Below are 12,740 nucleotides of genomic sequence, written 5' to 3'. Positions count from 1 at the left end.
CGTGGTCTCCGCGGGGCGGGTGGGGTGTGCTGGTGGGGTGACCACAGCTGCGGAATTTGTTCTGGCCAGGGTGTTTGACCACGTTCACCCGGAGACCGGTCCCGGCTTTGCCGCCGACCACCCCCGGGTGGCCGATCCGGCTGAGCGCCAGGCCATCGCCGACTACCTGGACAGCGGCACCCCGGTGCTGCTCAGCCCGACGCTGCTGGACGACGTGCTCGACCCGGCCCGCACCGCGGTGGTGCCTGTCAACTTCTTGACAGACGGACGGTGGGTGTGGACGGATACCGTCACCTACTACCTTCAGCGGCACGGGCTGGCCCCGGAACCGGAGCTGCTCGCGCACCTCCGATCCCAGGGCCCGGCCGCCGCCCCGGTGCCGGCCGAGACCGTGCGCCGCGCCGCCGGGTTTGTACTCACACCGCGGGCGAACTGACCAGGGTAGTTTTCCCGTCATTGCGGCGTTACCCTGGTTTCACAAATATTCACGTTATTATTTCGGCTGCCCCAACGGGCGGCCGGATGGCCGTGTTCTCCTGTCCTGAGGGTCAACTCGGCCAAAGTGCCCACGGGCTGTCGGTGATGGCGATAATGTTGTGGATCTCCGCCCGGCGCCCGAATGAGTACGCCAAAGTTTCGTTTCGGGCCGCCTGAAGTCTGTTTGTTTCAGACCATCGACGTGTGTTGCCGAAGCGAAGGGCCCATCGTGACCGTTGACGTCTCCGACCGCACCGCCGTCCGTCCCACCAGCGCGGGCTTCGGCCTGGAACTGCCCGCAGGCTCCACCTCCTGGCCGGTCCTGCTGGACCGGGTCGACCTGCTCTCCGCCCGTGAGCTGGAAGTCTTCCTGCGCCTCGGCAGCGGCGCGTCCAACCGGGCGATCGCGGGCAGGCTCAGCGTGACCGAGCGGACGGTCAAGGCGCACGTCGCCCAGGTGATGGCCAAACTGCTGGTCGAGTCGCGGTTGCAGGCCGGGCTGGTCTCGCTGATGTTCCAGCTGACCTTCGACGACGCCCTTCCGGGGGTGTCCACAAATTGCGGCCACCTGGCTGAAGGCTGCCGGAACCGCTATTGAACCAAAGTTCTATTGAGCCGGGGTCCGGTCGCCGGTCAGGCTTGGTCAGATATTTGTGGAGTCACGCGAGTGGACGGGGGTCTCTTGGGATGCGTTCGTACAGTTCCTATATTGCCGGTTCGGATTGCCCAGGAGAAAACTGGGTCTACACGGTCAACGCCAACGCATTCCTCAATGACTTCATGTCCAACCTGAAGGTCAAGCGCGAGCTGGAACGTGGCAGCCGCGACGACGGGGCCGACCTGCCCAACGTCGCCGCCCGGTGCGCCGTGACCAGCGACGAGCACCTGCAGGAAGCCCTGGTCAAGGCCAAGGCGGCCGCCCCGGTCTGGGGCGCCTTCCCCCTCGAAACCCGGCTGCTGCTGGGCCAGCGGGTGCGGGAAGAGGTGACCCGCAGGCGCGAGGAGTTCATCGACGTCCTGGTCGCCGAAGGCCACCCGCGCAAGCTCGCCGAATGGGAGATCGCCGGCATCCAGCAGGCCGCCAGCAAGGAAAACCTGGACCTGTGGCGCAGGCAGCTCCACGAGGAACACCAGGTCGGTCCGCGCACGCTGCGGCTGGTGCGCAAGCCCGACGGCGTCGTGGTGCTCAGCCCGCCGCAGAACGCGGCCGCGTCCAACTCCTTCCTCGGCGTGCCCGCGCTGGTCGCGGGCAACACGCTGGTGGTCAAGGCCCCGCGCAGCTCGCCCTATGGCGTGATGTTCGGCTGGCGGGAGATCGTCGCGCCCATCCTGGAAGAACTCGGCGCCCCGCCCGGCACACTCAGCCTGGTCTGCGGCCAGCCCAAGAAGATCATGAACCAGTGGCTGGACAGCCCCCTGGTAGACGACATCTTCTTCTTCGGCGGCAGCGAACGCGGCATCCAGCTCGGCCAGGAAGCCGTCGCCCGCGGCAAGAAGCCGATCCTGGAGCTGGCAGGCAACGACGGCGTGCTGGTGTGGAAGGACGCCGACCTCGACCTGGCCGCCGAGGCGCTCACCGAATGCTTCTTCGGCTCCGGCCAGATCTGCATGGTGCCCAAGTACGCCATCGCACACCCCGACATCGCCGACACCCTGCTGACCAAGCTGGCCGCACTGGTCGCCAAGATCCGCCCCGGCTACCCGGACGACCCCGAGGTGCTGCTCTCCCCGGTGATGCGGCCGGATGAGTACTTCGCCTGCCTCAAGGAAGCCGTGGCCGCCGGCGCCGAGGTGATCACCGGCGGGCACCGGCTGGAACTCGACGGCACCGCCTCGGACACCGGCCCGTTCATCGCCCCGACCGTGCTGCGGGTGGACGGCCTCGACGGCGCCCGCGAGCTGACCGCGGTGCGCGAGGAGACCTTCTTCCCGCTGCTGCCGATCGTGGTGCCCGAGACCGACGACGGCACGTTGCTGGATCAGGCCATCGCCTTCCTCAACGCCAACCAGTACGGCCTGCGCAACTCCCTGTGGGCCAAGGACCCCTCGGTGATCGAGGAGGTGGCCAACCGGGTGGTCACCGGCGGCCTGCTCAAGGTCAACGACTCGCACATCGGGTTCGTGCCCTACCTGGCCAGCCACGGTGGCACCGGGCTGACCGGCGGCCCCTTCGGCGAACTGAACTACCCGCTGCTGCGCACCTCGCACCTGCAGGGCATCAGCATCGCCGAGGGCGTGCAGCCGCGCACCGCGGTGTTCGAGACCGGAGCCGCACCGGAGGCGACTCGATGAGACTGCTCAGCCAGGAACGCCAGACCTGCGAACGCTTCCTGCCCGGCCTGGATGGCAAACTCGCCGCGATCCCGTTGCTGGACCTGGAATCCCCCGGCGGACCCGGCATCGAACTGTTCCGCGCCGCCGGTGGCCCCGGACTGCTCATCCCGGCCAAGCACAACGGCGGCGGGGCCACCGCGGTGGACGCGGTCCGGGTCACCAGGGCACTGGCCGCGCGCTCGCCCTCGCTGGCCGTGGCCACCACCATGCACCAGTTCTCGCTGGCCAGCCTGGTCGCGCTGGCCGAGTCCAGCACCGGATTCGAGTGGATGCTGCTCGACGGGGTGGCCACCGACCAGCGGCTGATGGCCTCCGGATTCGCCGAAGGCCGTACCTCCCAAGGCATCCTGGCCCCGACCATGAAGGGCGTCTGGGACGGCGCCAACTGGCGGATCAGCGGTCGCAAGCAGCCGTGCAGCCTGTCCCGGTCGATGGACCTGCTCACCGCGAGCGTGGCCCTGGAACAGCCCGACGGCACTACCCGCACCGCGATCGCGATGATCCCGGCCGCCTCACCCGGCATCTCGGTCACCCCGTTCTGGGGCTCCTGGGCACTGGCAGGCGCGGAGTCGGACACGCTGATCCTGGACAACGTCGAGGTGCACCCGGACCTGATCGTCGAACTGACCATCGGCCTCAACGGCGAACTCGACGACCTGCAGACGCTCGGTTTCGTCTGGTTCGAGCTGCTGGTCACCGCCTGCTACCTGGGCGTGGCCATGGCACTGGTCGAACGGGTGCTCGACGCCGAGAAGGGCACGCCGAGCGAACGGCTCGGCCTGGCCATGGCGGTGGAGGGCGCCGCGCTCACCCTCGACGGCGCGGCCCGCAACCTGGATGAGGGCGACGGCGGCAACGACGGCCTGGCCCGCGCGCTGATCACCCGGTTCACCATCGCCGACACCATCCGTTCCACCGTGGCCACGGCGGTGGAGCTGTTGGGCGGCATGGCTTTCATCCGGTCCTCCGAGGTCGCCTACCTCTCCGCCGCCGCGCACGCGATCGGCTTCCACCCACCGTCCCGGCACAGCTCGGCCGACGCCCTGCTCGGGTGGTTCTCCGGGCGTCCCGTCGTCCTCGACTGAGACCCCAGGGAGCCCCATGTCCAGCACCAGCACCGAACCCGGCTACCCGGAGGTGCTCGACCTCTACCGCAGCCACCTCTCCCGCGGCCGGGCCAAGATCTCCGAGGTCTTCGGCACCCAGATGGAGACCTCGGCGCGCGGGGAGTGGATCGAGACCTCCGACGGCGGCCGCTACCTCAACGCCGGCGGCTACGGCGTGCTCATCCACGGCGCCCGCCACCCGCACGTGGAAGCCGCGGTCATCCGGCAGATCCAGACCAGCCCCATCGCCTCCCGCATCCTGCTCGAACCGACCGCGGCGCGGGCGGCGGAAGCACTGGCCAGGGTCACCCCGGACGGCCTGGAACACGTGCACTTCGCCAGCTCCGGCACCGAGGCCACCGAGGCCGCGCTCAAACTCGCCCGCACCCTGGGCAAAACCCGGCTCATCTCCACCATCGGCGGCTACCACGGCAAGACCTTCGGCGCGCTCGCGGTCACCGGCAACGACCTGTACCAGGCCCCGTTCCGGCCGCTGCTGCCCGATATCTCCTTCGTGCCCTTCGGCGACGCCGCGGCACTGGCCGCCGAACTCGCCAAGGGCGGCCCGGACGCCTGCGTCATCCTCGAACCCATCCAGGGCGAGGGCGGCGTGCGCATCCCGCCGGCCGGTTACCTCGGCGCGGTCCGGGCGCTCTGCGACGAGCACGGCGCGGTGCTGGTGCTGGACGAGATCCAGACCGGCATGGGCAGGCTCGGGCACTGGTGGGGCGCCGACCGCGAGGGCGTCACCCCGGACATCCTGTTGGCGGGCAAGGGACTCTCCGGCGGGATCGTGCCGGTCTCGGCGATGATCGCCACCCCGGCCGCCTTCCGCGCGTTCAACCGGGACCCGTTCATCCACACCTCCACCTTCTCCGGCGCGCCGATCGCGATGGCCGCCGCCCGCGCCGCGATCGAGGCCATCGAGCAGGACGGCCTGGTGGAACGGGCGGCCAAGGTGGGCGAGGTGCTGCTCACCGGCATGCGCGAGATCGTCGATCGCCGCTGCCCGCAACTGGTCACCGAGGTCAGGGGCGTCGGCCTGCTCATCGGCGTCGAACTCAAGGGCGCCGGACTGGCCGGCGCGCTGCTGGCCGAGATGGTCAACCGGCACCTGATCGTCAACTACTCCCTCAACGCTGGCGCCGTACTGCGCTTCACCCCGCCCGCGGTGATCAGCGACGAGGGCACCGAGTTCCTGCTTTCCGCCTTCGACGGCGCCTGCGCCGAGGTCGCGGCGCGCTACCCGACCGCCGACTCAGTAGGAGCGAGCTGACGTGCGTCACGTAGAGATCCATGCCCTGATCCGGGACACCGACCCGGACACCGTCTTCGACACCCTCGCCGACTTCAGCCACTACGCCGAACTCGTCGACGTGGTGCGCAAGGTGGAGATGCACCGCAGCGACGGCGGGCCCTCCTACAGCAGCTGGGTGGTCGAGTTCCGCAACGGCCTGCTGCAGTGGACCGAACAGGACTGGTTCCGCCGCGAGGAGATGCGCCTCGACTTCATCCAGACCGAAGGCGACTTCGAGGAGTTCTACGGCGGCTGGGTCCTGGAGGAGACCCCCGAGGGCATCAAGACCGCGCTGATCGCCGACTTCGACTTCGGCGTGCCCTCACTGGCCAGCATCGTCGAACCGGTCGCCGAACGGCTGCTCACCGACGTCGTCCAGCTGGTGCTGATCGGCCTGTTCGGCGACCGGGTGGAGTTCCCCGAGGGCGCCCCGATCCCCGCCCGCGCGGCCGCCGTCCCGCTCTGAGCGCGTCCCGACCACCCACCACCACCCGCTGGAGGAAATCGATCATGAGCACCGACCGGTCCGCGGAGGCCCTCTACGCGCACCACAGCGCACCGAACACGGTGCCGCAGGGCACACTGCTCACCGACCTCGCCCCGCGCAAGATCTTCCGCGCGGCGCAGATCATGTTCGCGAAGAACACCTTGTCCCGCAAGCGGTTGCCGGTCCGGCTGGACCTGGAGCAGTACCGCGACCCGAGCTACGTCTACGACACCGACTCCACCGAGAAGGTGGAGAAGCAGCTGCTGGACGTGCCGCTGACCGCCGACGGCATGCGCTGGATCCACGGCCGCACCGAGGTCTACTTCTACGGCGTGCGCACCGTCGACATCGACTACGACGACTTCGTCTCCAAGGTCGAGATCAGCCGGGTCGGCGACTGCTTCAAGGACGTGCTCGGCATCAATACCCAGGTGCTGCACCGGGACGCCGAAGGCAGGCCCACGCTGCAGATCGAGCGGATCGCCGCGCTGGCCCAGCCCACCTACACCGCCTTCCTGGGCAAGGACGAGCTGGACGTCTACAAGCTGGAGTTCGCCGAGTACGGGCCGGACGAGCAGCGCAACTGGATGCGCACCGTGTGCAGCCCCAACCTGTCCACCTCGGTGGACGACAGCTACATGGCGGTCAGCCGGATCCCCGGCTCCAACCACACCAAGGTCGTCTTCGTGGCGCACCAGGTGTTCCCGCGGCCGCGGATCATGCAGATGTTCGGGCTGGACCGCTGGATCTGGTTCCGGGACACCCTCACCGAGGCGGCCTACCGCTCGTTCTGGAACACCACCTACGGCAACCTGCTCCGGGTCTACGAGGGCAAGGAAATCGCGATCGGCCGTCCCGGCAACGGCGAGGCCACCGGCGTCCCGCGCGCGCTGAAGATCGCCGGGGTCGCCCTGGCCGGTCTGTACCTGCTGCGCCGCACCCGCCGCGCCAAGCGCCGCTGAGCGCTCCCACGTCGAGCTGAGAGGACGGAGCCCCGCGATGGACTATCCGTACGCGTTCCACATCGCCCTGGATGGCAATGGCCTCAACGGGCTGGAAGGCCGGGCCGGGGTCTGCGTCTTCCGGTACGACCCGGTCAGTGGGCGCTACGCCTACAACGTCGAGTACTTCGACGGCATGGCAGGCGGTCACGCGGTCAGTGTCAGCCCGGACAACAGGGTGGGCTTCCTCGGCAGCACCGGCCAGCACCTGATGTTCTACGACGCGCAGACCCTGGAGGAGGTGCAGCGCATCTCCACGCTGCGCTTCGAGCCGACCGACTCCTCCATCAAGGGCAGCACGCACGTCGCCTGGATCAACGACACCCAGGCCGTCGCCGCCATGGGCGACGGCCTGTGGCTGTCCGATCTGGAACGCCTGGACAAGGCCGAACGGCTCGGCGACCACGGCGTCAAACTGCCGCACGCGATGAAGACCTCCGCCTCCGGCCGGTACCTGGTCTACGGCGGCATGGACCACCCGGGGCGGGGCGAGGCGTGCGAGGTCGGCATCTTCGACCTGCACACCCGCACCGCCCGCCGGGTGCAGCTGCCCGCGACCTGCTGGCACGTGGTCTGCCACCCGGTGGAGGACCGGTTCTACGCGCTGTCCTTCCGGGTGCAGCCGCAGGACGGCCGGGACTGGCACGAGTGGAGCATCGCCCAGTTCAAGGAATACGCCTTCGAGGTCGACGCGGAGACCGGCCAGGTGCTGCGGCACTGGACCGCCGGGCACGACACACCCGCGCACATCAACTCCGACGTGTGCATCTCCGACCGCGAACTCATCTACTGCAACGGCGCCAGCGGCACCATCGTGATGATCGACCTGGACAGCTTCACCAGCTACCGGGTACTCGACGAGAAACCCAGCCTGCGCAGCAAACTGCGCGCGGGACGTCAGGTGCTGCGCACCGCGGTGGACACCCTGACCAGGGGATCCATCCTCACCGGCGGCCACCACTACCTGCGCGCGCTGCGCGTCTCCCGCGGCGCGATGATCGACTCGGTCTACGCCTGCCAGCTATCCGCCGATCAGTCACTCTTGTTCACCGCGAACCGGGGACTGAACACGATCACGGTATACAACTATCCGGAGAACACCGTTCGGCTCCAGGTGCGGATGCCTGAACTCCAGGAGTTCGACACCGGGCTGCGGTGGTGGAGCGATCCCCGGCTCGGCTTCCACCACAGCACGCTGCTCAGTCCACCGGCGAGCCGAGCACGCTAGCTGCCCGGTTGGTGTCCTGAGTTCCTTTCCGCACGTACCAGGAGTCCCCGTTGGACCGCCTCACTGACGCCCTTTTCCGCAACAGCAGGCTCATCGTCGTGGCCTGGGTCCTGCTGGCCATCACCGGCGGCGCCTTCGCCATCGGCCTGGAGGGCCGGGCCGTGCCCGGCGGCGAGGCATCCTCGACCAGCCAGGCCGAATCGGTGGCCCGCGAGCTGAGCCGCAACGGCGTGCCCGCGTTGTTCGTGGTGGTCACCGGCAAGGCGGCCACCGCGGAGGGCGCGGGGGAGCTGAAGACGGTCCGGGACAAGATCGCCGGCACCGAGGGCGTGCGCGAGGTGCAGCCGCTGCCGTTGCCGCCTGCCAAGGAGGGCACCGGGCCGATCACCGTGTTCGGCGTGTCCAGCACCGGCGGCATCGACGGCTCCATCGGGGTGGCCAACAAACTCCTGGACATCGAGGGCCTGGCGCCGGGGGACAGCAAGGTCTTCCTCGGCGGCTACGGCGCGCACCGGGAGGAACTGGTCCAGCTCTCCCGCAGCGACCTGCTGCGCGCCGAACAGGTCGGCCTGCCCATCGTGCTGGTGGTGCTGCTGCTGACCTTCGGCACCCTGTGGGCCACCCTGGTGCCACTGGCCATCGGCGCCTCCGCACTGCTCGGCGGCCTTGGCGTGGCGGGTGCGCTGGCCTTCGGCATCCCCTTCTCCGAATACGTCACCAACTCGGCCACCATGGTCGGCCTGGCGCTGGCCATCGACTACGCCATGTTCCTGGTGCAACGCGTCCGCGAACTGCTACTCGGCGGTTTGGCGGTGGATGACGCGGTCCGCACCGCCATGCGCACCACCGGCGTGGCCGTCGCCTGGTCCGGGCTCACCGTGCTCGTGGCCGAGGCCGGCATGTTCATGGTCGACTCCCGGGCCATCCAGACCGCCGCGCTGGGCATGATGCTGGTGACCGCCATGGCCATCGTGGCCGCGCTGATCGGCGCGCCGATCGTGCTGCGTGCCCTGGGGCACCGGATCCTGCGCAAGAAGGAACGCGCCCGGCTGGCCGCGGGCGAGGTCAGCACCGCGCACGTGGACGGCGAGATGTCCGGCTTCTGGGGCCGCTGGGGCCTGCGGGTCACCAAGCGCCCGTTCCTGTGGCTGGTCGCGGGCACCGCGGTGCTGGCCGCGCTGTGCCTGCCCGTGCTGGACCTGGTGCAGAAGGTCGATCTGCCCACCGCCAGCCAGATGCCGGTGGACTCGCAGGTCCGCCAGTCCACCGAACTGGGCGCCAAGGCCTTCGGGCCCGGCGTGTTCGCCCCGGTGGAGATCGTGGTGCACGGCAGTTCCGGCGAGGTCCGCGGCAACGCCGAACGGATCGCGCAGACGCTGACCGGCAACCCGGATGTGCTGGCCGCCCGGCCGATCCCGCTGGACAACACCGAGGCGTACCGGGTCAGCGTGGCCACCACGCACAGCCCGTCCGATGACCGCACGCACGAACTGGTGCGCAGCCTGCGCGGCGGCAGCCTGCACGAAACGCTCTCCGGCATCCGGTTCGAGGTCGGCGGCGAGACCGCGATGCGCATCGACGCCACCGACGCGCTCTTCGCCAGCCTGCCGCTGATGCTGCTGGTGCTGCTCGGTCTGGTGCTGTTGCTGCTGATCGTGGCGATGCGCTCGATCATCCTGCCGATCAAGGCCGTGCTGCTGGTGGTGATCTCCCTCGGTGCCAGCATCGGCGGGCTGTTGCTGTTGTCCACCACCGAGATCGGCGCCCGCATCATCGGCTGGTCGGATCCGGCCGATCTGCATCCGATCGTGCCGATCACCATCGTGTCCGTGGTGATCGCGCTGTCCACCGACTACGAGGTCATCCTGATCTCCCGGATCGCCGAGCGGTACCGGGAAACCGGGGACAACACCGGCTCGATCATCGACGGCGTGGCCCGCACCGGCCGGGTGATCAGCAGCGCCGCGGCCATCATGATCGCGATCTTCTTCGGCTTCGCGCTCTCCGATGTGACCCCGCTCAAGCAGCTCGGCGTCGGCCTGGCCTTCGCGGTGCTGATCGACGCCACGGTGATCCGCGGGGTGCTGGTCCCGGCCAGCATGCAGCTCATGGGCCGCTGGAACTGGTGGTTCCCCGGAAAGCAGGAAAGGAATCCCGACAGTGCGCAACCCCTTGGCGACGATCGCCTGGGCGAGCCGGATCGTGCTCGCCAAACGGACGGTTCCCCGGCTGGAGCCACCGTTCGAGATTGATCTCGACGTCTACCACGGCAGCGACTACGAGAAGATCATCCCGGAGCTGGTGGACATCGAGCACCGGCTCAAGGGCAAGCCGGCCGATCGCCGTGGCATGCGCTGGATCCACCAGCCCGACGGCACCGTGCTCTTCCACGGCGAACGCGTCCTGGACGTGCCGTATGAGGATTTCGTCACCCGGGTGCCGATCGGGCACGTCGGCCAGTTCTACCGGGACTCGCTCGGCCTGAGCACCCGGGTGGTGCAGCGGGACGAGCAGGACCGGGCCCTGCACCAGGGCGTGCGGATCATCGCCTTGCCGCAGCCCAACTACGCCGCCTTCATGGGCAAGCAGGAACTCGACGTCTACAAGCTGGAGAAGATCGACTACACCGAGGACGAGCAGCGGGTCTGGATGCTGACCGTGCACAGCCCCAACGGGTCCGCGGTCTGCGACGACGGCTACATGTCCTTCCGGCGCACCGGCGACGGCCGCGGCACCGTGGTGTCCTTCATGTCCTGCCAGAACTTCCCGGTGCCGCCGCTGATGGCGCTGCTCCGGCTGGACCGCTGGGCCTGGTTCCGCACCCTGGTCACCGAGATGGCCTACCGGCGTTTCTGCGACGTGATGATGGACAACGTCGAGGATTGCTACAACGGCACCGACTTCCACGTGGGCCGCGCCCTGAGGTGAGCCGCCGCCGTTGTTAGGGTTTGGCCGTGCTCGCTGACGTGCTCGGACTGCTGGCCTGCCCGCACTGCGGCCTCGGCCTGAACCTGGCCGGGCCCAGCGCGCGCTGCGCCACCGGGCACACCTTCGACCTGGCCAGGCAGGGCTATCTCAGTCTGCTCGCCGGGGACGCGGGCGCGGGCACCGGGGACACCGCGGCCATGGTCGCCGCCCGCGCGGACTTCCTCGGCGCCGGCCACTACCGGCCGATCGGCGCGGCCATCGCCGAGGCCCTCGGCGGGCCGGTCAGCGGACCGGTGGTGGATCTGGGCGCGGGCACCGGGCACTACCTGGCCGAGGTTCTCGACCAGTCCCCGGCCGCGGTCGGGCTGGCCCTGGACCTGTCCAAGTTCGCGCTGCGCCGGGCCGCGCGGGCACACCCGAGGGCGGGCGCGGTGGTGTGCGACGCCTGGCGCGGGCTGCCGGTGCGCGATGGCGTGGCCGCGGTGCTGCTCAACGTCTTCGCCCCACGCAACGGCCCGGAGATGGCCCGGATCCTGGCCCCCGGCGGCCGCCTGGTCGTGGTCACCCCGGAGACCGGCCACCTGGGCGCGCTGGTGGACGAGCTGGGCCTGCTGCGGGTGGACGCGGACAAGGGCCGCCGGGTGGACGAGCAACTCGGCGCGCACTTCACCCAGGTGGGTGAGATCCGGCGGCGGTTCCGGCTGGGCCTGTCCCGGACCGAGGTGGCCACCGTGGTCAGCATGGGCCCCAACGCCTGGCACACCGACCCGGCCGAACTAGCCGGCCGGATCGCCGCGTTGCCGGAGCCCTACGCGGTCAGCGCCCAGGTGCGCGTCGGGGTTTACCGGTCGACCGGCCCTGCGCGGAACGTCCCTGGTTAGACCGGTCCTGGCCGGAGTTGCCGTGCCCGCCCTTGCCCTTGCCGTAGGCCGCCTTGCCCTGCCCGGTGTTGCCCTGGCCACGACCCGCGTTGCCCTGGTTCGCCCGGCCCTGCGCGGCCTTGCCCTGCGGCGCGCGCAGCCCGCGGTTGGGTGCTTCCTCCCGGCGGGAGCCGTCGGTGCGCAGGTTCTTCGGCAGCGGCGGCCAGGACAGCGACTTGTCCGCGGCCAGCTCGGTGGCGATGCCCAGCCACTGGCTGAGCTTGATGGTGCCCACCGGCGCCTGGGACTCGATGCCGATCTCGTGCAGCATCCGGTGCGCCCGGCCCCGGGTGATGAACGAGGTCAGCGCGGTGCGCGCGGGCACGTTCGGGCCGCCGTAGGCAGTGCTCAGCAGGGCCCAGATCACGCCCTGGAGGTGCTTGCTCTGGCCGGTCTTGCGCTTGAACACCAGGTGCGCGGCGTCGATCTTGGGCGCGGGGCGGAACGCGGTGGCAGGCACCCGGTGCTTGATCGAGATCTCGAACCGGGCCGCCCACCAGGCGGCCTCCAGGTCCCGCGGCCAGGCCGCGGTGAGCCGCTTGGCCATGCCCCACTCGACCAGCAGGTCGGCCTGGGTGAGCGAGCCGTTCGGGGTGTTCAGCAGCCTGCGCAGCAGCGCGGTGGTGATGGAGAACGGGATGTTGGCCACCACCGCGAACTCCCGGTGCGGCAGCGGCACCGAGAGCAGGTCGTCGTGCACCACCCGCAGGTTCTCGTGGTCGCCGTAGCGCCGCTCCAGGTCGCCGACGAACTCCTCGTCGCGCTCCACGGCCAGCACCCTGGCGCGGGTGCGCACCAGTTCGGCGGTGATCGAGCCGGTGCCCGCGCCCAGGTCCATGACCAGGTCGTCCGGGCCCAGCACGGCGTTGTCCACCAGCTCGGAGATCACCTTCTGGGACCAGAGCAGGTGGACGCTGGAGTGGTTGGGCTGGTGATTTCGGGGAGGACGACCTGGCTGCACC

At 69.7% G+C, this 12,740-nt stretch carries 12 protein-coding genes; 11 read left to right on the top strand and 1 reads right to left on the bottom strand.

Annotated features, from left to right (window positions below; genetic code table 11):
- Positions 1-70 precede the first annotated feature (70 nt).
- The 11 genes from MZC64_RS18970 (at position 71) to MZC64_RS18920 (ending at position 11,739) form a co-directional block, all read left to right on the top strand.
- Complete coding sequence (locus tag MZC64_RS18970) at positions 71-436, top strand: hypothetical protein (RefSeq protein WP_247758063.1); 366 nt, start codon at positions 71-73, stop codon at positions 434-436.
- A gap of 270 nt (positions 437-706) precedes the next feature.
- Positions 707-1,075: a helix-turn-helix transcriptional regulator gene (locus MZC64_RS18965; RefSeq protein ID WP_247758062.1), complete on the top strand. Its 369-nt coding sequence runs from the start codon at positions 707-709 to the stop codon at positions 1,073-1,075.
- Positions 1,076-1,257: 182 nt separating this feature from the next.
- Positions 1,258-2,769 (top strand): aldehyde dehydrogenase, encoded by a 1,512-nt coding sequence (locus tag MZC64_RS18960; RefSeq protein WP_247758061.1) that lies wholly within the window; start codon positions 1,258-1,260, stop codon positions 2,767-2,769.
- Positions 2,766-3,896 (top strand): acyl-CoA dehydrogenase family protein, encoded by a 1,131-nt coding sequence (locus MZC64_RS18955; protein ID WP_247758060.1) that lies wholly within the window; start codon positions 2,766-2,768, stop codon positions 3,894-3,896. The genes MZC64_RS18960 and MZC64_RS18955 overlap by 4 nt, the downstream gene beginning before the upstream one ends.
- Positions 3,897-3,912: 16 nt before the next feature.
- A complete protein-coding gene (locus tag MZC64_RS18950; protein ID WP_247758059.1) occupies positions 3,913-5,193 on the top strand; it encodes an aspartate aminotransferase family protein in 1,281 nt (426 codons plus the stop codon).
- 1 nt (position 5,194) lies between these two features.
- The gene (locus MZC64_RS18945) at positions 5,195-5,680 is read left to right on the top strand and encodes an SRPBCC family protein (protein WP_247758058.1); all 486 of its coding nucleotides are present in this window, start codon (positions 5,195-5,197) and stop codon (positions 5,678-5,680) included.
- 44 nt (positions 5,681-5,724) lie between these two features.
- A complete protein-coding gene (locus MZC64_RS18940) occupies positions 5,725-6,663 on the top strand; it encodes a hypothetical protein (protein ID WP_247758057.1) in 939 nt (312 codons plus the stop codon).
- Between the two features lie 37 nt (positions 6,664-6,700).
- Positions 6,701-7,930, top strand: coding sequence for a hypothetical protein (locus MZC64_RS18935; RefSeq protein ID WP_247758056.1), 1,230 nt, complete (start codon positions 6,701-6,703; stop codon positions 7,928-7,930).
- 50 nt (positions 7,931-7,980) lie between these two features.
- Complete coding sequence (locus MZC64_RS18930; RefSeq protein WP_247758055.1) at positions 7,981-10,182, top strand: MMPL family transporter; 2,202 nt, start codon at positions 7,981-7,983, stop codon at positions 10,180-10,182.
- Positions 10,091-10,858 carry a hypothetical protein gene (locus tag MZC64_RS18925; RefSeq protein WP_247758054.1) on the top strand — a complete coding sequence of 256 codons (768 nt, stop codon included), beginning with the start codon at positions 10,091-10,093 and terminating at the stop codon, positions 10,856-10,858. Before MZC64_RS18930 ends, MZC64_RS18925 begins: the two co-directional genes overlap by 92 nt.
- A 26-nt stretch (positions 10,859-10,884) precedes the next feature.
- Positions 10,885-11,739 (top strand): putative RNA methyltransferase, encoded by an 855-nt coding sequence (locus MZC64_RS18920; protein ID WP_247758053.1) that lies wholly within the window; start codon positions 10,885-10,887, stop codon positions 11,737-11,739.
- Here the strand turns inward: MZC64_RS18920 and MZC64_RS18915 are convergent.
- Entirely contained in the window at positions 11,675-12,739 is a 1,065-nt protein-coding gene (locus MZC64_RS18915; protein ID WP_308301034.1) for an rRNA adenine N(6)-methyltransferase family protein, read from the bottom strand. The two genes, MZC64_RS18920 and MZC64_RS18915, sit on opposite strands and share 65 nt — an antisense overlap.
- Between the last annotated feature and the right edge of the window lies 1 nt (position 12,740).

The sequence above is a fragment of the Crossiella sp. S99.2 genome (assembly GCF_023094165.1).
Lineage (GTDB): Bacteria > Actinomycetota > Actinomycetes > Mycobacteriales > Pseudonocardiaceae > Crossiella.
This window is presented reverse-complemented; position numbering and strand designations above follow the sequence as displayed.

What these genes read in the sequence shown, in the direction of transcription:
- MZC64_RS18960 (WP_247758061.1), top strand. Translation starts at nt 1,258, where the DNA reads ATGTCCAACCTGAAGGTCAAGCGCGAGCTGGAACGTGGCAGCCGCGAC.
- MZC64_RS18955 (WP_247758060.1), top strand. Translation starts at nt 2,766, where the DNA reads ATGAGACTGCTCAGCCAGGAACGCCAGACCTGCGAACGCTTCCTGCCC.
- MZC64_RS18950 (WP_247758059.1), top strand. Translation starts at nt 3,913, where the DNA reads ATGTCCAGCACCAGCACCGAACCCGGCTACCCGGAGGTGCTCGACCTC.
- MZC64_RS18940 (WP_247758057.1), top strand. Translation starts at nt 5,725, where the DNA reads ATGAGCACCGACCGGTCCGCGGAGGCCCTCTACGCGCACCACAGCGCA.
- MZC64_RS18935 (WP_247758056.1), top strand. Translation starts at nt 6,701, where the DNA reads ATGGACTATCCGTACGCGTTCCACATCGCCCTGGATGGCAATGGCCTC.